Origin of the sequence: Acidovorax sp. CCYZU-2555, from assembly GCF_018413525.1 — a bacterium.
Taxonomy (GTDB): domain Bacteria; phylum Pseudomonadota; class Gammaproteobacteria; order Burkholderiales; family Burkholderiaceae_C; genus Comamonas.
In genome coordinates this window covers 22,773-40,976 of the sequence record NZ_JAHCDD010000037.1, presented here as the reverse complement: position 1 = coordinate 40,976, position 18,204 = coordinate 22,773, and the positions used below count along the sequence as shown (strand labels likewise).

Below are 18,204 nucleotides of genomic sequence, written 5' to 3'. Positions count from 1 at the left end.
GTTCCGCTGGCGGGCGCGCTGTGGCCCGAAATGACCGTGCTCGAGCGCGGCTGGCTGTCGGCCAACGGCGTGCTTTTCACCGGGGCCGACGGCGCCGCGCTGGTCGACTCCGGCTACTGCACCCATGCCGAACAGACGCTCGATCTGGTGCGCTCGGCGCTGGGGCCGCAGCCGCTGGCGCGCATTCTCAACACCCATCTGCACAGCGACCACTGCGGCGGCAACGCCGCGCTGCAGGCCGCCTGGCCGGATCTGCAAGCCCATGTGGCTCCGGGCCAGGCGGCCCAGGTGCGCGACTGGGACGCACAGGCGCTGGGCTATGGACCCACGGGCCAGCAATGCCCGCGCTTTCGCATCGATGGCGTGCTGACGCCCGGCAGCGAAGTCTCGCTGGGCGAGCGGCCCTGGCAGATCCACGCCGCGCCCGGCCATGACACGCATTCGGTGGTGCTGTTCGAGCCCGAAGCGCGGCTGCTGATTTCAGCCGATGCGCTCTGGGAAAAAGGCTTTGGCGTGGTGTTTCCCGAACTCGACGGCGAACACGCGTTTGCCGAAGTCGGCGCGACGCTGGACCTGATAGAGCGGCTGGCGCCCGTCACGGTGATTCCCGGTCATGGTCCGATGTTCTGCAATGTGGCCGGTGCGTTGGCTACGGCGCGCGCACGCCTTGACGGCTTTGTGCAATCACCGCTGCGCCACGCGCGCCATGCGGCCAAGGTGCTGATCAAGTTCAAGCTGCTCGAATGGCAGCGCATCGATGCCCATGCGCTCCAGGCCTGGACCGAAGCCACGCCTTATCTGATGCAGCTGCACGCGCGGCATTTTGCGCAGGCCACGCCGTCGGAGTGGACCACGGCGCTGGTCGATGAGCTGATCGCCGTGGGCGCAGCCCGGCGCGAGGCCGGGCTGCTGTTCAACGCTTAAGGCAAGTCTTTGATGGGCTCGGGCTCGTTGGTGGGGCGCGGGCCCACGGTGCCCAGGCGGGCCTTGAGCGACTGGGGCTGGCCCGAAATCAGCGCGGCATAGGCCGTGGTATTGGCCAGCACTTTCTTCACGTAGTCGCGCGTTTCGGTGAACGGCACGTTCTCGGCCCAGATCGCGGCGTCGAGCACCGGTCCGTTGCGCCACACGCGCGGACGGCCCGGGCCGGCGTTGTAGCCCGCGGCAGCCATCGCCATCGAGCCATCGAAGTCGTCGAGCGCGAGCTTCAGATAAGCCGTGCCTATGGTGATGTTGACTTCGCGGTCGTTGATCATGTTCGGCGTGAAGTCGTTCATGCCGATCTTGCGCGCGGTCCAGCGCGCGGTCGCGGGCATGACCTGCATCAGGCCCGACGCACCGACGCCCGAGCGCGCGTCCATGATGAAGCGGCTTTCCTGGCGTATCAGGCCGTAGACATAGGCCGGATCGAGGCCGATCATGCGCGAGCGCGCGATCACGGTGTCGTGGAACGGCATGGGGTAGCGCTGGTTCCAGTTGACTTCGCTGCGCGTACGCTCGCTGGTGTTGATGCAGCGGTCCCAGATTTCACGCTGGCAGGCCAGGTCGGCGGCCGCGAGCAGCGCGCGTTCGTCCATGCCGCCGGGCGTATGCAGGTTGGTCGCGTAGTTCCACTCGCGCACGCCTTCGCTGCGCAGGCCCAGTTGAATCGCCTGCAGTCCGCGCTGCAGGCTGGGGTTGGCCAGGGCCGCGGCTTTTTCCTGCGCCGTGATGGGCGCGGGCGCTGCGGGTACGGTCACGCGCTGGCCCAGCTCCTCGAGCGCGAGCTGCTCGTAGAAGCCGCCCGAGCCCGCAATGCTTTCGAACAACTGGCGCGCCTGGGCGCGCTCGGCATCGCCGCCGTGCGGCGCCACCAGCGACCTGGCTTTCCAGTAGACCCAGGCGCTGTCGGCCTGGCCCTGGGGGCTCATCGCATCGATGGCGCGCGTCACCTGGCGCCACTGGCTGGCGCGCAAGGCGGTGCGTACTTTCCAGCCCAGCAGTTCGTCGTTGAGGTCCTGGTCCTTGCGCACATTGGCGAAATAGCCCTGGGCCTCGGGTTGCAGCTTGAACGCGGCCTGCTTGCCTATGGCCGCCCAGGCCCAGTTGCGCTCCTCGGCCGTGAGCACGCCATTCCAGCGGCTTTCGAGCTGGGCCGCGGCCTGTGCCGGGTCATTGGCCGCGAGGCGGATCAAGGCCAGCAGGCCCAGTTCCTGGCGCACCTGGCCACGCGCCATGCGCGGGCCCGTGAGGAATTTGATGGGCGAAGCGAACAGTTCGTTGACCAGCGGTGCCGACTCGGGCGCGACCATCTGCACCGCATCGCGCACCGCGCGCTGGCGGTTGGCATCGGCCGCAAGACGCGCCTTGCGCCAGATATCGCTGGCCGGCATCTGCTTGGCGGCATAGAAGTTCGCGGCCGCGTTGGTGCAGGCATCCTCGGCATCGCGCTGCGCGTACCAAAGGTCGCGCGTTTCCTGCGCCTGCGCCTCGCCGGTACGGCCTTCGATCTGCGCAATGGTCAGCGCATAGCAGCGCACCGAACGGTCGTCCTGCATGCGGTAACCCGGCAGCAGCTGCGCGAATTGCGCCCAGTCGCGGCGCTGGCCCAGCAACAGCAGCCAGTCATTGCGCAACCGGTCTTCCTGGTAGGTGCCGGCCCAGCGTTTGAGAAACGATTGCACTTCGTCGGGCTGGGCCTGGTCGAGCCGCACGCGCAGCTCCCAGTAGGCGCCCCAGGGCTCCAGCCCATGACCGCGCACGGCCGGCAACAGTTGAGCCAACTGATTGCGGTCGCCTTTGCGGTAGGCTTGCTGCATTGCGAGCAACGCATCATCACCACGGATTTGAGCCACCACCAGCGGCGAGGCCGTGGTCCAGAGAGTTGCCGCGATAAGCGGTGTCAGAATCTTGTGCCAGTGCATGGAGGATTATGTGATGGACAAAGCAGCCTTACGGCGCGCATTGATCGAACAGCGGTTGAACCTTACGGATCGACTGGACCGCGCGGACCTGTTGCAACAGGTCATGCGATTTTGGCTCATTGATCGGCCCGATACCGTGATTGGCGCCTATTGGCCCATCAAAGGAGAGTTTGATCCCTTGCCAGCCTTGCACCGCTGGAAGGAAGACGGCGAGTTGCAGCGCGACGGCCAGCGCCGGCGCATAGGCCTGCCGGTGATCGACAAGGTCCACAAGACGTTGAGCTTTCACCTCTGGTACCCGGGCTGCCCCATGGAAGAGGATGCCTACGGCATTCCCAAGCCCAAGGACACCGAAGTGGTCGTGCCCACGCTGCTGTTCGTGCCCTGCGTCGGTTATGCGCCGGGCGGTTACCGCTTGGGCTATGGCGGCGGTTTCTACGACCGCACGCTGGCCTCGCTCACACCGCGCCCGTTCACCGTGGGCCTGGGCTTCACCTGCGGCTACCTCGATGATTTCGTTCCCGAGCCGCATGACCTGCCGCTGGACGCCATCCTCAACGACAACGGCGTGGTCTGGCCGCAGGCCGAACGACCGCGGCGCTAGACCCGACCACGGGGCGCCTGGTTTTGCCGCGGGGCCGCCCCAAGGCAAAACGCGCCCCCTCGGGGGTGGCCCGCACAGGGGCAGCGCAGCTACGCGCAGCGAGCAAGCGTGGGGGCCTTATATTTTTCCCACCCCTTGGCACGCAGATCGCAGGCCGGGCAGGTGCCGCAGCCGTAGCCCCAGTCGTGCAAGACTTCACGCGTGCCCTGGTAGCAGGTGTGGGTGTCGTTGACGATGATGTCGACCAGCGGCTGGCCGCCCAGATCCTGGGCCATCTGCCAGGTCTGGGCCTTGTCTATCCACATCAGCGGCGTGGCGATGCGCAGGCGGCGCTCCAGGCCCAGGTTCAGCGCGACCTGCAAGGCCTTCATGGTGTCGTCGCGGCAGTCGGGATAGCCCGAGAAATCGGTTTCGCACACGCCGGTGACGATCACCTGCAGGCCGCGCCGATAGGCGAGTGCGCCGGCGAGCGTCAAAAACAGCAGGTTGCGTCCGGGAACGAACGTGTTGGGCAGGCCGTCGGCCTGCATCGCAAACGCCACGTCGTCGGTCAGGGATGAGCCGCCGATTTGCTGCAGCACATCGAGCGACAGCATGTGGTCTTCGCCCAGGCGTGGCGCCCATTGCGGGAACTGGCGGCGAATCTCGGCCAGCACGTTCTGGCGCGCATCGAGTTCGACATGGTGGCGCTGGCCGTAGTCGAAACCCAGGGTTTCGACGCGTTCATAACGCGACAGAGCATCGGCCAGACAGGTGGTGGAGTCCTGTCCGCCGGAAAAGAGAACCAGAGCGGTAGTGTGCATGGCGGGCATTAAAGCACTGCCGGGCTGCAAGCCGATACCAGCGAAACAGTTCCTTACCCCTTTGCAGGCCTACGCCGGGCTTCGTGCGGTTTTTTGCAGGGAATTGCAGACAAACCCATGCAATCTTCATGACAAGCAGAACAACAGCCGCTAGCATGGGCTCACACCCGGCCGCCCTCGTCTTTCGACCTGACAGGAGTCAGCATGCTTGCGCTCTACATCGGCAACAAGAATTACTCATCGTGGTCCATGCGCCCCTGGGTGCTGATGCGCCAGGCGGGCATTGCCTTCGAGGAAGTAAAGGTGCGCTTCGACAGCTTTTCGCTGCATTCGGAGTTCAAGCAGCGCCTGCACGCGGTCTCCCCCGCGGGCAAGGTGCCGGTGCTGGTCGACGGCGATCTGGCCATCTGGGACAGCCTGGCGATCGCCGAATACCTGGCCGAACAATACCCCGACAAGCATCTTTGGCCGCTGCTCGCGCCCGACCGCGCCCATGCACGCAGCATCTGCGCTGAAATGCACGGCGGCTTTCCCGAACTGCGCGCCCACTGCCCGCTCAATGTCGAAGCCCATCTGCCCGCGGCCGGCGCGCAAATCTGGAATGAGCAACCGGGCGTGCGCGACGATGTGCAGCGGCTGGTCGAAATGTGGAGCGCGCTGCTCGCCACGCACGGCGGCACGCTGCTGTTCGGACACTTCACCATTGCCGACGCCTATTTCGCGCCCGTCTGCCTAAGGCTGGCCACCTATGCCCTGCCCGTGCCGCCGCAGATCGAGGCCTACGTCAAGCGCATACAGGCCCTGCCCTCGGTGCAGGATTGGGTACAGGACGCGCTCGCCGAGCAGGATTTCATCGACTTCGAGGAACCCTACCGCGAACGCCGGTGAAGGGGAAGCCTGCGGCCGGCCTCCCTCGGTGACGCCAAGGCGCTGGACTTGGCCGCCAAGTCGCGTCAGGATGGTGCATTCCCACCACTCGCCTTCACTCGCATGTCGTCGTTCTCATTCAGCACCGTCGCGCAAGTCATCATCCAGACGGGTGCCGCGCAAAACATAGGAGAAATCCTTTCGCAACGCTTCACGCCCGGCCGCGTGATGGCCGTGACCGACAAATTCCTGGTCCGCAGCGGGCTGCTGGAGCCGGCATTCGCGTCGCTGCGCGCCCATGGCTGGGAGCTGCTGGTCTGCGACGACGTCGAAGCCGACCCGCCGGACCATGTGGTTGAAAAGGCCGCGGCCCGTGCGCGCGATTTCGGCGCCACGCTGGTGCTGGGCGTGGGCGGCGGCTCGTCCATGGACGTCGCCAAGCTCGTCGCGGTGCTGGCCGCGGGCGATCAGCCGCTGAGCGCGATGTACGGCATCGACAAGGTCAGCGGCGGACGGCTTGCGCTGGTGCATATTCCCACGACCGCCGGCACGGGCTCCGAAGTCACGCCCGTCGCCATCGTGACCACTGGAGCGACGACCAAAAGCGGCATTGTTGCGCGCCAGCTCTATGCCGATCTGGCCGTGCTCGACGCGGAGCTGACGGTGGGTCTGCCCCCGGCGATCACCGCCGCCACGGGCATCGATGCCATGGTGCATGCGATCGAGGCGTTCACCAGCAAGCGCCTGAAGAACCCGCTGTCGGACCACGCGGCCACGCTGGCGCTCAAGCTGCTGTCCACAAACCTGGAAAAGGTCTGCGTCAACGGCGGTGACCTCGCAGCGCGCGAAGCCATGTTGTTGGGCTCGATGCTTGCCGGCCAGGCCTTTGCCAACGCGCCGGTGGCCGCGGTGCACGCGCTGGCCTACCCGCTGGGCGGGCGCTACCACCTGCCGCATGGCCTGACCAATGCGCTGGTGCTGCCCCATGTGCTGCGCTTCAACGCCAGCACGCATCCGCAAGGCTATGCCGAACTCGGCGCGGCGCTGGGCCTGGCGCAGACGGGTACGCACGCCGAGCGCGCGGCCGACTTCATTGCCCACATCGTCGCGCTGATCGAGAAGACCGCGCTGCCCATGCGCCTGCGCGACCATGGCGTCGCCGAAGACATGATCGCCACGCTGGCCGCGGACGCGATGCTGCAGGAACGGCTGCTGATGAACAATCCGCGCCCGCTCACGGTGGACGACGCGCTCGCGATCTACTCCGCCGCATTCTGACTTCCGCCAGGGGTCGCCCCAAATCCGGCGACACTTGGCGCATGAGTTCCATCCAAATCCTCATGGTCGGCGGCGCGGTGCGCGACCAGTTGCTGGGCCGACCGGTCCATGACCACGACTGGGTCGTGGTCGGCGCCACGCCCGAAGAAATGGTGGCCCAGGGCTTCCAGCCCGTGGGCCGCGACTTCCCCGTCTTCCTGCATCCCAAGACCCATGAGGAATACGCGCTGGCGCGCACCGAGCGCAAGAGCGGGCGCGGCTACCGCGGCTTTGCCGTGCAGTCGTCGCCCGACGTCACGCTGGAAGAAGACCTCGCGCGCCGCGACCTGACGATCAACGCCATGGCCGCTCACGAAGGCTGGCCCGAAAACGGCACGCTCAGCGACCCCTATGGCGGCCAGGGCGATCTTGCGGCCCGACTGCTGCGCCATGTGACCGACGCTTTCCGCGAAGACCCGGTGCGCATACTGCGCGTGGCGCGTTTCGCGGCGCGCTTTGCCGACTTCAGCGTCGCGCCCGAAACCATGGCCTTGATGCGCGAGATGGTCGACGCCGGCGAAGCCAGCGACCTGGTCGCCGAACGCGTGTGGCAGGAAATTGCGCGCGGGCTGATGGAAGCCGCGCCCGAGCGCATGTTCGAAGTGCTGCGCGACTGCGGCGCGCTCGAAGTGCTGCTGCCCGAACTCGCGCGCCTGTGGGGCGTGCCCCAGCGCGCCGAATACCACCCCGAGATCGACACCGGCGTGCACGTGATGATGGTGCTGCAGCAGGCCGCGCGCCTGGCGGCGCCGCTGGCCGTGCGCTACGCCTGCCTGGTGCACGACCTGGGCAAGGGCACGACGCCGGCCGACGTGCTGCCGCGCCACATAGGCCACGAGCAGCGCAGCGCACGACTGGCCAGGCAGGTGGGCGATAGGCTGCGCGTGCCCACCGACTGCCGCGAACTCGCCGACGTGGTGGCGCGCGAACACGGCAACATTCACCGCAGCGGCGAGCTGAACGCGGCCGCGCTGATGCGGTTGTTCGAGCGCTGCGACGCGATTCGCCAGCCCGCGCGTTTCGCGCTGGCGCTGCAGGCCTGCGAGTGCGACGCGCGCGGGCGCCTGGGCCTGGAAGACCAGCCCTATCCGCAGCGCGCGCGCCTGCAGGCGGCGCTGGACCAGGCGCTGTCCGTGGTCACGGCGCAAGTCGCGGCCCAGGCCGCGGCCGAAGGCCGTACCGGCCGCGCGATCGGCGAAGCCGTTGCCGCCGCGCGCACCCAGGCGATAGTGCGCTGGCTGGCCACGAACCCAGGGTAAGCCCGGAACGCATTTTCTCGGTTTGGGTCGAACATGGGCCATTCGTCCACCCAAGGAGATAAGTCCATGCAATACGCGCCACCCGGCTCCGCCGATGCCCTGCACAGCTTCCAGCCCCAGTACGACAACTTCATCGGTGGGCAATGGGTACCGCCCACGGAGGGCGCTTATTTCGACGTGATCTCCCCGATCAACGGCAAGGTCTACACCAAGGCGGCGCGCGGCACGGCGGCCGACGTCGAGAAGGCGCTGGACGCCGCGCATGCCGCGGCCGATGCCTGGGGCAAGACTTCGGCCGCGGCGCGCAGCCAGATACTGCTGCAGATTGCCGACCGCATAGACGCCAACCGCGAGCTGCTGGCCTATGTCGAGACCGTCGACAACGGCAAGGCGATTCGCGAAACGCTCAACGCCGACATTCCGCTGTCGGCCGACCACTTCCGCTATTTCGCGGGCGCGATCCGCACCCAGGAAGGCGGCATCAGCGAGATCGATGGCGACACCATCGCCTACCACTTCCACGAGCCGCTGGGCGTGGTCGGGCAGATCATTCCCTGGAACTTCCCCATCCTGATGGCCGCATGGAAGCTCGCTCCCGCGCTGGCCGCGGGCAATTGCGTGGTGCTCAAGCCCGCCGAATCGACGCCCATCAGCATTCTGGTGCTCGCCGGGCTGATCGCCGATCTGCTGCCGCCCGGCGTGCTCAACATCGTCAACGGCTTCGGCCGCGAAGCCGGCATGCCCCTGGCCACGAGCAAGCGCATCGCGAAGATCGCGTTCACGGGCTCGACCAGCACCGGCCGCGTCATCGCCCAGGCCGCAGCCAACAGCCTGATTCCCGCGACGCTGGAGCTGGGCGGCAAGTCGCCCAATATCTTCTTCGCCGATGTCATGGACAAGGACGACGCGTTTCTCGACAAGGCCATCGAAGGCCTGGTGCTGTTCGCGTTCAACCAGGGCGAAGTCTGCACCTGCCCGTCGCGCGCGCTGATCCATGAATCGATCTATGAGCGCTTCATGGAAAAAGTGCTGCGCCGCGTCGCCGCCATCAAGCACGGCAACCCGCTGGACACCGACTCGATGATGGGTGCGCAGGCCAGCAAGGAGCAGATGACCAAGATCCTGTCCTATCTCGATCTGGGCAAGCAGGAAGGCGCCGAAGTGCTGTGCGGCGGCAGCGTGGCCAAGCTCGACGGCGATCTCGCGGGCGGCTATTACGTGCAGCCCACGCTGTTCAAGGGCCACAACAAGATGCGCATCTTCCAGGAGGAAATCTTCGGCCCGGTGCTGGCTGTGACCACCTTCAAGGATGAAGCCGAAGCGCTGGAGCTGGCCAACGACACGCTCTACGGCCTGGGCGCAGGCGTCTGGAGCCGCAACGGCAACGTGGCCTACCGCATGGGCCGGGCCATCAAGGCCGGGCGCGTCTGGACCAATTGCTACCACCACTACCCCGCGCATGCGGCGTTCGGCGGCTACAAGGAATCGGGCCTGGGCCGCGAGAACCACAAGATGATGCTCAACCACTACCAGCAGACCAAGAATCTGCTGGTGAGCTACAGCGAGAACAAGATGGGGTTCTTCTGAGGCTTGGGCAACGCCCTCTGCTGGAGAACAGGCCGTTCATGGTTCGACCGGGCCGCGCAGGCAGGCTCACCACGAACGGTTTTAGCGTTTGCCCTAAGCCTGCCAAGGAAACCTGCCATGGTCGAAACCGTCATTGCAACGCCCGCTGCCCAAGCGCTGATTTCCGAGCTGAAGAAGAAGCACGGCCCGGGATTGATGTTCCATCAGTCGGGCGGCTGCTGCGACAACAGCGCGGCCAACTGCTATCTGCTCGGCGAGCTGACCACGGGGCCGGGCGATGTGTACCTGGGCCAGATCGGCGGCTGCCCGTTCTACATCAGCCGCTCGCAGTATGCGAGCTGGCGCCATACGCAGCTGATCATCGACGTGATCGACGGCCATGGCGGCGGCACGTTCTCGCTCGAAGGCCCCGAAGGCAAGAGCTTTCACACGCGCTCGCGCGTGTTCACCGCCGCCGAGCTCGCGCAGCTCGATGCCCAGGGCGAAGCCAAACCACCAATCTGACTCAAAATCCTATTCTTGGATTGATTCACGCCAGCTCATGAAACTGGCGTTAGCGGCTCAGGGGGTGTGTCATATCACTGACTGGACCCAGCGCTGGATATCGGCCGCGCCCATGGCGCCCGAAATCCGGCCCAGCTCCTGTCCGCCGCGAAACACCACCATCGTCGGAATGCTGCGAATGTTATAGGGCGCGGCGGCCTGGGGATGGGCTTCGGTGTCGAGCTTGGCGAGCTGCACGCCGGGCGCCAGCGCCTTGGCGGCCTGGGCAAAGGCCGGCGCCATGCTGCGGCAAGGGCCGCACCAGGGCGCCCAGAAATCGACCACTACCGGTACCTGGCTGCGGCCCACATGCTTGGCAAAGCTCGCGGCGTCCAGCGCCACGGGCTCGCCCGTGACCAGCGGCTGGTGGCAGCTGCCGCAATCGGGCGCATTGCCCAGCTGCTCGCGCGCTACGCGGTTGGTGGTGTGGCAGTGGGGGCAGACGAAATGCAGGGCGTCGGACATGGCAGGCCTTTGTCGAAGGAGATGGAACACAGGCCGCAACGGCCATTGCCATCATTTCGGGGCAGGCACGCCATCTTCAAGCAGATCACGCATCCAGCCCCTTCACCCCTTGCACGAAAGCAACCAGCGCGGCGAAATCCTTGTCGTCCTCGCATTCGGATGGATAAACCAAGGGCTGCACGACAAAGGGATTGAGCGCGCCCGGATGCGCGGCATAGTCGATAGTGTCATTCCAGTAGTCATCGGCGTCCTGGTCCTGGTCCTCGTCGTCCAAATCGTCGAGCATGATCCAGGTGTCGCCAATACGGATGGCCAGGCCCGAAGGGGCGGGCGCGGAAGTCGTAGAAGGAGTCACGGAAAGTTCTACCGGATAAAGCATTGAGATACGTTCTTAAAGTTGATAGTTAGCGCACGGATTGCGTTAAAACCCAAATATAACTATCAATTCAAGAAAGTAAATAGTCAAAAACTACCAATAACATCAACCCTAGACAAACTTGGCGATCAGCGCAGCAATCACGCTTAACAGAACCGTGCTGGCAAACGGCAGAAAGATCTCGCGGCCGAAAAAGCGAAAGCGGAAATCGCCAGGCAGCCGGCCCAGGCCTATGCGTTCGAGCAGGTTCGACAGCCCGTTGATGATCAACAGCGCGAGAAAGATGATGATCAGCCAGCGGATCATGCGATGGCCCTGCTCACAGCCGGTGCGTGCGGTCGCCCTGCACGAAGCCCAGCGCCGGCCAGGGCTCGACGCCGCGGCTGAAGGCTATCACCTTGAACAGTTCGCCCATTTCGTGCTCCATCATCAGTTTGGCGGCCATGGCGCGCGGGCCTTGCTGCATTTGCTCGAGCTGCTGCAGCAGACCGCAGTTGATCAGGAAATGCGCCTGGGTCGTATAGCCCAGCAGGTCCATGCCCGCTTCCTGCGCGGCCACGGCCGTGCCGGTGAAGTTGACATGGGCGGTGATGTCCTTGAGACCCAGGTCGACCAGAGGATTGTCGTCCATGCGATGGGCACGGTGACACACCAGCGTGCCCATGTGGCGCTGCGGATGGTAGTACTCGTCTTCGCCGAAGCCATAGTCGATGAGGAAGGCCGCGCCGCGCTGCAGCCGCTCGCCCAGCGTGCGCACAAAGGCTTCGCCCTGGGCGTGGATCTCGGTCAGGTAGTCCTGCGGGCCGTCGATTTCGAGCGGCGGACGCAGCGCCGTGGGCCGGTCTTCCCAGGCGAAGCCTGCGGCGGCGCTGTCCCAGACCACGCCGCGCTCGAACCATTGGCCCTTCTTGCGGTTCAAGAGCTGCACCGGCATCGCGTCCAGCACTTCGTTGCCCACGATCACGCCTTGCATCGCTTCGGGCAGGGCATCGGCCCAGTGCAGCTTGGCGGCATACGGCGCAAGGCGCTCCTTCTGGCGCGCGCGCAGGCTGCCCGACAGGTCGACGATGGTGTAGCGCTCGACGCGGTCGCCCAGCGTGGCCAGCAGCTGTTCGGCGAGCGCGCCCGTGCCCGCGCCGAACTCCCAGACCTCGCGCGTGCCGGTGCGCTCCAGCGCCTCGGCCACCTGCGCGGCCAGCAGCCGGCCGAAAGCCGGCGAGATTTCGGGCGCGGTCACGAAATCGCTGCCCGAGGCCGGCATGCTGCCGAACTTGGGGCGTTCGTTGGCGTAATAGCCCAGGCCCGGGCTGTAGAGCGCAAGCGCCATGAACGCGTCGAAGCCCAGCCACCCGCCCGCGGCTTCGATGCGCGCGTGGATCTGCTGGGTCAGTGCGCCCGATAAACTTGCACTACTGCTCTCACTACTGTCCGTCATTGGTCTGTCTTTCCGGCAACAAGCCGCCATTTTCGGCTGTAATTGCCGGTTGCCATTTTTCCGCATGGAAATCTCCGTGCGACGACCCGCAACATATCGAGGAACTTGCATGCAACAGCGCTGGGTATTGATCACGGGCGGTGGCCTGCGCCTGGGCCGCGAATTCTGCCTGGCGTTCGCGCGCGCGGGCTGGAATGTCGCCTGCCACTACCTGCGCAGCCGCGAGGCCGCCGAAGCCACCTGCGCCGAAGTGCGCGCACTGGGCGTGCAGGCGCTGGCCTTTCAGGCCGACCTGAGCGACCGCGGCGCGGTCTCGCCGCTGATGGCCCAGGTCTACGCGGCCTGCGGCGCCCTGCCCCAGGCACTGGTCAACAACGCCTCGCTGTTCGAGCCCGACAGCGCGAGCGACTTCGGCACCGATCTGGCGCGCGTGGACCGGCAACTGCACACCAACACGCTGTCGCCGCTGCTGCTGACCAGCGACTGGGCCCAGCGCTGGCAGGCCCACGACCGCGCCCAGCCGCCCGCGCCCGGCGGCGCACGGCCGGTCGCCATCCATGTGCTGGACCAGAAGGTCGTGAACCTCAACCCCGATTACTTTTCCTACACGCTGTCGAAGCTCGCGCTGGAGCGCGCGGTCGCGCTGCAGGCCCAGGCGCTCGCGCCTCACGTGCGCGTGGTCGGCCTGGCGCCCGGCCTGATGTACCCGAGCGGGCCGCAAAGCCAGGACAATTACGACCGCGCGGCGCGCGTCAATCTGCTGCGCGCGCCGCTGGCGGCGCAGCATGTGGCGCAGACCGGCGTCTTCTTCGCGGAAAACCCGGCAATTACAGGAATAACGCTATGCGTGGACAATGGACAGCATCTGGTGCCGTTGGAACGTGATGTCATGTTCATGATCGAGTGAGTCGCACCGATCCCGTCCACCCATGACTTCGACTTTCACCATGACCGCATCTCCGTCGCGCATTGCCGCGCATGATCTTCTGCTGCAATGTCGGCGGCTGTTCCTGCAAGGCCTCGAAAAGCAGGTTTCGATCGGCATTCACGACTTCGAGCGCGCCGCGCCCCAACGCATGCGCTTCGACATCGACCTGTACGTGCCGCTGCGCGCGACCACGCCCAGCGCCGACGCGCTGCATGAAGTCGTCGACTACGACTTCGTGCGCGAAGCCGTGCAGCGCGAAGTCACGCGCGGCCATATCGCGCTGCAGGAGACGCTGTGCGACGCCCTGCTGCAGACGCTGCTGGCCCACCCGCAAGTGGTGGCCGCGCGCGTGGCGACCAGCAAACCCGACGTCTACCCCGACTGCGAAGCGGTCGGCGTCGAAGTCTTCACCATCAAGCCGAACGCGGCCGAACTTCTTTCCTTTCCATCATGAACTCAGCTGCTGTGGGCAGCCAAACCCTGAACCTGACCGGTTTGCGATTTGACGCCAACCTGGGCATTCTTGCCCATGAGAAGACCGCGCCCCAACCGATACAGGTTGATGCCGAACTGAACCTCGGACCGCAGGCCCTGCGCCCCAAGGACGACGACATCGGCCATGTGCTCGACTACCGCAAGGTGCGCCAGATCATCATCGACGAATGCACGGCCGAGCATGTGAACCTGCTCGAGAGCCTGATCGGCAAACTCGCCCAGCGTTTGATGTTGTTACCAGGCGTGCGCGGCGTACGCGTGAAAATTGCAAAACTTGAAATCTTTGACGACTGCGAAGTCGCCATTCGCATTGAAACCGGACAATGGTGAGCCCCCGATGAACGCCACGACAGAACACAATCCCTGGCTCGACGAAGCCCCCGTCGCCGACGGCGCCGCCGCCACCAAGGCCGCGGGCATCAAGATCGAGCGCGAACAGCACAAGCTCGAGAAGCGCCTGTGCCGCGAAGTCGGCCGCGCGATCACCGACTTCAACATGATCGAGGAAGGCGACAAGATCATGGTCTGCATGTCCGGCGGCAAGGACAGCTACACCATGCTCGACATCCTGCTGAAGATGCAGCGGCGCGCACCCGTGAAGTTCGAGCTGGTGGCCGTGAACCTCGACCAGAAGCAGCCCGGCTTTCCCGACCATATCCTGCCCGAGTACCTCAAGGGCCTGGGCGTGCCGTTCCACATCGAGACGCAGGACACCTACAGCGTCGTCAAGCGCGTGATTCCCGAAGGCAAGACCACCTGCGGTCTGTGCAGTCGCCTGCGCCGCGCCATCCTGTACAAGGTGGCCGACCAGCTGGGCTGCACGAAGATCGCGCTGGGCCACCACCGCGACGACATCCTGCAGACGCTGCTGCTCAACATGTTCTACGGCGGCCGCATCAAGGGCATGCCGCCCAAGCTGGTCAGCGACGACGGCAAGCATGTGGTGATACGCCCGCTGGCCTATGTGCCCGAGAAGGACACCGAGCGCTGGGCGAAATCGCAGAACTTCCCCATCATTCCCTGCAACCTGTGCGGCAGCCAGGACGGCCTGCAGCGCGTGGCCGTGGGCGAGATGCTGCGCGAATGGGAGAAAAAGCACCCCGGTCGCATCGAAAACATGTTCCGCGCGATGCAGAATGTGGTTACGACGCATATGCTGGACCCGAAGCTGCACGACTTCAAGAATGCCAAGGCCACAGGCATTGCGACCCCCGATGGAGACATGGCGTTCGACCATGAGGAATTCCCGGTGGCGGCAACGCTGCCCGGAGTCCAGGTAATCCAGCTGTCCTGATCGGGGCAGCGTCCGGGCGGCAGGGGATGCCGGGCTCGCCGCCCTCCCGCCTTTGGTTTTGCACTGCGAGCGCGAAGGAATTCACATGGCCTCGATCCGCTGGAAACTCTCCCTGACCGTGCTCGGCTGCGCCGCGCTGCTTGGCGGCTGCGCCAGCGTGCGCGAAGTGCAAAGCGATGTGCAAAGCTTCTCCACGCTCGCGGCCCTGCCCTCGCCGCCCACCTACCGGCTCGAGCTGCTGCCTTCGCAGCAGGCCAACGCACCGCAGTTCGCGAGCATCGAGGCCCTGGCCCAGCAGTCGCTGGCCAAGGTCGGGCTGCAGCGTGACGACAGCCAGGGCAGCCTGACCGTGCAAATCGGGGCGCAGGCGCGCTACACGCGCGACTTCGCGTCCTATTACGGCCCTTACGGCGCCTACGGTCCGCGCTGGAACTGGGGCCTGGGCTTCGGCCGCGGCGCGGGCTGGGGCATGGGCTTTGGCGGCTTCATGTTCGACACGCCGCCGCTGCTGCACTACCGCGCCGTGAGCGTCGTGATGCGCGAACAGCGCACGCAACGCATCGTCTACGAAACGTCGGCCGTGCATGAAGACGTCTGGACCAACGATCCGGCGATCTTCGGCGTGCTGTTCGACGCCGCGCTCAGCGGCTTCCCCAACCCGCCCCAGGGCACGCGCCAGGTGCGCACGCCGCTGGCGGTGTCGGGGCCTGCGCAACCGGCTGCGGTCCAGCCGGCGGCCCCTGCCAGGCCCTGACCCAGGCCTTCGCGGGCCGCATTGAATCGACCAGATCCCGGCGCTGACGCGCTCCAGGCCGGGGCATGGCCCTGCGCGCCTACATATGCATCTTCAGGGAACAAGGAACCAGCGCCCTGCGTGGGTTACCAATGCAGTGCCAATGGTGCCCATCACTGAACCGTTGCTTTCTCATTCGCGGGTCGGCACATGCGCACAACATCGCGCTGACAGCGCCCCCGACAAGGCCCTCGCTGTCTGCCGATTCCTCTGATCCACATGGAGATGCAATGAAGAAGCACACAGGACAGCGTATCGCGGTTCTCGCACTGACAGGCCTTCTGGGTGCCTGTGGCGGCGCAGGCGACACAGGCGGCACAGGCGAGGCCGGCAGCGGCAAGGACGACACGGTGCAACCCGTGCGCTCAAGCGAGTATGCCGGCCAGGTCGCGGATGAACACGGCCTGCCGGTTGCGGGCATTGCCGTGCGACTCGAGGACCGGATCACCGATGAAGTCACGGAGGTGCTCACGGCCGCCGATGGCAGCTTCAGCGCCGCCGTCGAACCCGGGGTCTACGATGTCATCTTTGATGATCCCGACGCCAAGGAATATGTATCGGTGCAGAAGACAGCGGTCGACTTGCGCGCACCGCAAGCCGCGCCTGCGCCAGCACCTGCGCCTGTGCAGGTGCGCTTGCCCGCGGCCCGCCCTCTGCCCAGCAATCTGCTGCAGGGCACGGCCAGCTATCCGGACGGAAAGCCCGCAGCGCACCGGAAACTGCTGATCGAGCCATTGATCGCGCGCTCCCGCGCCGGCGCCCGCGACGACACGGTGCAGGTACCCGACCCCGTGGTCGTCGAGACCGACGCCCAGGGTGTTTTCACGCAGCCGCTGGGCACAGCGGAAATGGATCTCGACTTCGACGTCAAGCTCATTGCCATCAACGCTCCGGGACTGCAGACGGAGAAGCTGGCCTTTGGCTATAAGTTTGCCTCGGCGCAGGCCCGCACCCAGTTCTTTGAATCACTGAAGAGCTACATCGCCAGGTATGCGGAAGAAAGCATCAACGTCAACAAGCCCGACGGCCCCATGCAGCTGGATCTGAATCTGGGTTCGCCTGTGCACAATCTGCGCAGCGCCACCGGTACGGCCAACGGGATACCGGGCGACGAGCAACAACTGCTCACCTATGACAGCCAGCAGGGCAGCGCGAACAATCCGCCGGTCTACCCTCCGGTCGCTTCCGGCATCCCGGCAGGTAATAAATTCACCTTGTCACGCTCATCCACCCGGGTCGATGGCATCCCCAGGATAGGCAAATTCTTCGGCGGGAAACTGGATGTTTCCAATCCCTGCGCTTTGAAGACCTTCAAGGCAATCACCGATCCGGCTTCCGGCGATTTCGATACCATATACAGCGAAAATACATCTGTATGCGTCACCCCCACAGGTTGGACCAAACTGCTCTCATACACGCACAAGGTAATTGTCAAGACCGACAGGCCAAGCAAATACAAATTCACCGATGAAACCGGCGACAGGTATACGCTGAGGATCACCGGGACGAGGCTGAACCAGGAACACACCGTCAGATACCGAAGCAACAAGCCGGCCATTGTCGACATTCTCTTCACCCTGCCGGAATGAAGGCCAGGCCCGGCGCCAGCGCGGCATCAATGGGCAAGAAGCTGGCAACCAAGCCACGTCAGCGCAGCGGCGCCTCATCGCTCCAATGGAAATGCACGCGCGGCTGGATTTCGGCGATCTGCGCGCGCAGCAGGGCCGCCAGGCGCGAAGCCTCGCGCTGCGTGAGCCGTGCCACGGTGGTGGACAAGCTGATGGCCGCAAACGCGCGCCCGCCGGCATCGACCACCGCGTGCCCGACGGCGGCGGTATTGGTGTTGAGGCAGCCGCCGCTGCGCGCATAGCCCAGCGCCCGGGTCTGCTCCAGCAGGCCGCGCAGCGCCGGCTCGTCCAAACCGCCATAGCGGCCCAGTGACTCGGCATTGGCCTGCAGCGCGGCCTCGATCAGTGCATCGTCCTGGGCCGCCATCAGGGCCAGGCCGGCGGCGCCCACGCCCAGCGGGCGGCGCCCACCCACGGTCACACTCAGCGGCGGATCGAGCTTTTGCATGTTCGTATGGGCGTAGCAGACGGCCTCATGGCCGCTCAGCACGAACAGGTAGGCGGCATAGCCGGTGGTGTCGGCCAGCCGCTGCAGGTTGGCCGTGAAAAGCGGCGCCACGTCATGGCGCCCGCGTGCGGCCAGGCCATGCTCGAACGGGCGCCGTCCCAGCACGTAACTGCGCCCTCCGGGCAAGGGCGCGACCAGGCGCGCCGCCACCATGTCGCGCAGCAGCCGGTGCACCGTGGGATGCGGTATGCCCGATTGGCGCGCGATGTCCGACAGCGTCAGGCCGCGCGTATCGTAACGGGAGAGCTGGTCGAGAATGCGCAGCGTGCGGTCGAGCACCAAAGTCGCCATAGTTGTCCACCCAATGGAAAAACCGATTGTAGGACCGCGGTGAATCGCAAGAATAGCCACGGCACGCCGCAATCGCGCGGCCGCACACACCTATAAATCCGCAGGAGA

At 65.6% G+C, this 18,204-nt stretch carries 20 protein-coding genes; 13 read left to right on the top strand and 7 right to left on the bottom strand.

Going from position 1 to position 18,204, the window contains the following annotated elements; genetic code table 11:
- Window positions 1–30: 30 nt before the first annotated feature.
- Complete coding sequence (locus tag KHY18_RS14310; protein ID WP_213300999.1) at window positions 31–924, top strand: MBL fold metallo-hydrolase; 894 nt, start codon at window positions 31–33, stop codon at window positions 922–924.
- Here KHY18_RS14310 and KHY18_RS14305 read toward each other — a convergent pair.
- Window positions 921–2,903, bottom strand: coding sequence for a lytic transglycosylase domain-containing protein (locus KHY18_RS14305; protein ID WP_213300958.1), 1,983 nt, complete (start codon window positions 2,901–2,903; stop codon window positions 921–923). The genes KHY18_RS14310 and KHY18_RS14305 overlap by 4 nt on opposite strands.
- A 13-nt stretch (window positions 2,904–2,916) precedes the next feature.
- Between KHY18_RS14305 and KHY18_RS14300 the strand changes: the two genes are divergently transcribed.
- Entirely contained in the window at window positions 2,917–3,507 is a 591-nt protein-coding gene (locus tag KHY18_RS14300; RefSeq protein ID WP_213300955.1) for a 5-formyltetrahydrofolate cyclo-ligase, read from the top strand.
- 89 nt (window positions 3,508–3,596) lie between these two features.
- On the opposite strand, the gene queC is transcribed toward KHY18_RS14300, so the two are convergent.
- Window positions 3,597–4,310: a 7-cyano-7-deazaguanine synthase QueC gene (gene queC / locus KHY18_RS14295; RefSeq protein ID WP_502768925.1), complete on the bottom strand. Its 714-nt coding sequence runs from the start codon at window positions 4,308–4,310 to the stop codon at window positions 3,597–3,599.
- A 204-nt stretch (window positions 4,311–4,514) separates the two neighbouring features.
- Here queC and KHY18_RS14290 point away from each other — a divergent pair, with 204 nt between their 5' ends.
- From KHY18_RS14290 to KHY18_RS14270, 5 genes are all read left to right on the top strand, one after another.
- The gene (locus tag KHY18_RS14290; RefSeq protein WP_213300949.1) at window positions 4,515–5,198 is read left to right on the top strand and encodes a glutathione S-transferase family protein; all 684 of its coding nucleotides are present in this window, start codon (window positions 4,515–4,517) and stop codon (window positions 5,196–5,198) included.
- Between the two features lie 102 nt (window positions 5,199–5,300).
- Window positions 5,301–6,455 carry an iron-containing alcohol dehydrogenase gene (locus KHY18_RS14285; RefSeq protein WP_213300947.1) on the top strand — a complete coding sequence of 385 codons (1,155 nt, stop codon included), beginning with the start codon at window positions 5,301–5,303 and terminating at the stop codon, window positions 6,453–6,455.
- Window positions 6,456–6,505: 50 nt separating this feature from the next.
- On the top strand, window positions 6,506–7,753 hold the full coding sequence (locus tag KHY18_RS14280) for a multifunctional CCA addition/repair protein (protein WP_213300997.1): 1,248 nt from the start codon (window positions 6,506–6,508) through the stop codon (window positions 7,751–7,753).
- A 66-nt stretch (window positions 7,754–7,819) separates the two neighbouring features.
- Window positions 7,820–9,340, top strand: coding sequence for an acetaldehyde dehydrogenase ExaC (exaC, locus tag KHY18_RS14275; RefSeq protein WP_213300944.1), 1,521 nt, complete (start codon window positions 7,820–7,822; stop codon window positions 9,338–9,340).
- A 117-nt stretch (window positions 9,341–9,457) separates the two neighbouring features.
- Window positions 9,458–9,844, top strand: a complete 387-nt coding sequence (locus KHY18_RS14270) for a DUF779 domain-containing protein (protein WP_213300941.1) — start codon at window positions 9,458–9,460, stop codon at window positions 9,842–9,844.
- Between the two features lie 69 nt (window positions 9,845–9,913).
- On the opposite strand, the gene trxC is transcribed toward KHY18_RS14270, so the two are convergent.
- From trxC to KHY18_RS14250, 4 genes are all read right to left on the bottom strand, one after another.
- Window positions 9,914–10,348, bottom strand: a complete 435-nt coding sequence (gene trxC / locus KHY18_RS14265; protein WP_213300938.1) for a thioredoxin TrxC — start codon at window positions 10,346–10,348, stop codon at window positions 9,914–9,916.
- A gap of 85 nt (window positions 10,349–10,433) precedes the next feature.
- Entirely contained in the window at window positions 10,434–10,703 is a 270-nt protein-coding gene (locus tag KHY18_RS14260) for a hypothetical protein (RefSeq protein WP_213300936.1), read from the bottom strand.
- Window positions 10,704–10,835: 132 nt separating this feature from the next.
- Entirely contained in the window at window positions 10,836–11,030 is a 195-nt protein-coding gene (locus KHY18_RS14255; protein WP_213300934.1) for a DUF2905 domain-containing protein, read from the bottom strand.
- A gap of 13 nt (window positions 11,031–11,043) precedes the next feature.
- Window positions 11,044–12,159 (bottom strand): class I SAM-dependent methyltransferase, encoded by a 1,116-nt coding sequence (locus KHY18_RS14250; RefSeq protein WP_213300931.1) that lies wholly within the window; start codon window positions 12,157–12,159, stop codon window positions 11,044–11,046.
- Between the two features lie 109 nt (window positions 12,160–12,268).
- On the opposite strand from KHY18_RS14250, the gene KHY18_RS14245 reads away from it, so the two are divergent.
- The 6 genes from KHY18_RS14245 (at window position 12,269) to KHY18_RS14220 (ending at window position 17,258) form a co-directional block, all read left to right on the top strand.
- Window positions 12,269–13,066, top strand: coding sequence for an SDR family NAD(P)-dependent oxidoreductase (locus KHY18_RS14245; RefSeq protein WP_213300928.1), 798 nt, complete (start codon window positions 12,269–12,271; stop codon window positions 13,064–13,066).
- Between the two features lie 40 nt (window positions 13,067–13,106).
- Entirely contained in the window at window positions 13,107–13,541 is a 435-nt protein-coding gene (locus tag KHY18_RS14240) for a dihydroneopterin aldolase (protein WP_213300925.1), read from the top strand.
- Window positions 13,538–13,912 (top strand): dihydroneopterin aldolase, encoded by a 375-nt coding sequence (locus KHY18_RS14235; protein WP_213300922.1) that lies wholly within the window; start codon window positions 13,538–13,540, stop codon window positions 13,910–13,912. The genes KHY18_RS14240 and KHY18_RS14235 overlap by 4 nt, the downstream gene beginning before the upstream one ends.
- Window positions 13,913–13,919: 7 nt before the next feature.
- A complete protein-coding gene (gene ttcA / locus KHY18_RS14230) occupies window positions 13,920–14,876 on the top strand; it encodes a tRNA 2-thiocytidine(32) synthetase TtcA (protein ID WP_213300919.1) in 957 nt (318 codons plus the stop codon).
- Window positions 14,877–14,961: 85 nt separating this feature from the next.
- Window positions 14,962–15,630: a DUF4136 domain-containing protein gene (locus KHY18_RS14225; RefSeq protein WP_213300916.1), complete on the top strand. Its 669-nt coding sequence runs from the start codon at window positions 14,962–14,964 to the stop codon at window positions 15,628–15,630.
- Between the two features lie 269 nt (window positions 15,631–15,899).
- A complete protein-coding gene (locus KHY18_RS14220) occupies window positions 15,900–17,258 on the top strand; it encodes a carboxypeptidase-like regulatory domain-containing protein (RefSeq protein WP_213300913.1) in 1,359 nt (452 codons plus the stop codon).
- A 58-nt stretch (window positions 17,259–17,316) separates the two neighbouring features.
- Here the strand turns inward: KHY18_RS14220 and KHY18_RS14215 are convergent, their stop codons facing one another.
- On the bottom strand, window positions 17,317–18,096 hold the full coding sequence (locus KHY18_RS14215) for an IclR family transcriptional regulator (RefSeq protein WP_213300910.1): 780 nt from the start codon (window positions 18,094–18,096) through the stop codon (window positions 17,317–17,319).
- Window positions 18,097–18,204 lie beyond the last annotated feature (108 nt).

Bases quoted from the DNA above. Each gene is read 5' to 3' on its own strand.
- queC (WP_502768925.1), bottom strand. From the start codon at position 4,310: ATGCACACTACCGCTCTGGTTCTCTTTTCCGGCGGACAGGACTCCACC.
- ttcA (WP_213300919.1), top strand. From the start codon at position 13,920: ATGAACGCCACGACAGAACACAATCCCTGGCTCGACGAAGCCCCCGTC.
- KHY18_RS14225 (WP_213300916.1), top strand. From the start codon at position 14,962: ATGGCCTCGATCCGCTGGAAACTCTCCCTGACCGTGCTCGGCTGCGCC.
- KHY18_RS14285 (WP_213300947.1), top strand. From the start codon at position 5,301: ATGTCGTCGTTCTCATTCAGCACCGTCGCGCAAGTCATCATCCAGACG.
- exaC (WP_213300944.1), top strand. From the start codon at position 7,820: ATGCAATACGCGCCACCCGGCTCCGCCGATGCCCTGCACAGCTTCCAG.
- KHY18_RS14250 (WP_213300931.1), bottom strand. From the start codon at position 12,159: ATGACGGACAGTAGTGAGAGCAGTAGTGCAAGTTTATCGGGCGCACTG.
- KHY18_RS14290 (WP_213300949.1), top strand. From the start codon at position 4,515: ATGCTTGCGCTCTACATCGGCAACAAGAATTACTCATCGTGGTCCATG.
- KHY18_RS14220 (WP_213300913.1), top strand. From the start codon at position 15,900: ATGAAGAAGCACACAGGACAGCGTATCGCGGTTCTCGCACTGACAGGC.
- KHY18_RS14235 (WP_213300922.1), top strand. From the start codon at position 13,538: ATGAACTCAGCTGCTGTGGGCAGCCAAACCCTGAACCTGACCGGTTTG.
- KHY18_RS14270 (WP_213300941.1), top strand. From the start codon at position 9,458: ATGGTCGAAACCGTCATTGCAACGCCCGCTGCCCAAGCGCTGATTTCC.
- KHY18_RS14310 (WP_213300999.1), top strand. From the start codon at position 31: ATGACCGTGCTCGAGCGCGGCTGGCTGTCGGCCAACGGCGTGCTTTTC.
- trxC (WP_213300938.1), bottom strand. From the start codon at position 10,348: ATGTCCGACGCCCTGCATTTCGTCTGCCCCCACTGCCACACCACCAAC.
- KHY18_RS14215 (WP_213300910.1), bottom strand. From the start codon at position 18,096: ATGGCGACTTTGGTGCTCGACCGCACGCTGCGCATTCTCGACCAGCTC.
- KHY18_RS14305 (WP_213300958.1), bottom strand. From the start codon at position 2,903: ATGCACTGGCACAAGATTCTGACACCGCTTATCGCGGCAACTCTCTGG.
- KHY18_RS14255 (WP_213300934.1), bottom strand. From the start codon at position 11,030: ATGATCCGCTGGCTGATCATCATCTTTCTCGCGCTGTTGATCATCAAC.
- KHY18_RS14245 (WP_213300928.1), top strand. From the start codon at position 12,269: ATGCAACAGCGCTGGGTATTGATCACGGGCGGTGGCCTGCGCCTGGGC.
- KHY18_RS14300 (WP_213300955.1), top strand. From the start codon at position 2,917: ATGGACAAAGCAGCCTTACGGCGCGCATTGATCGAACAGCGGTTGAAC.
- KHY18_RS14240 (WP_213300925.1), top strand. From the start codon at position 13,107: ATGACCGCATCTCCGTCGCGCATTGCCGCGCATGATCTTCTGCTGCAA.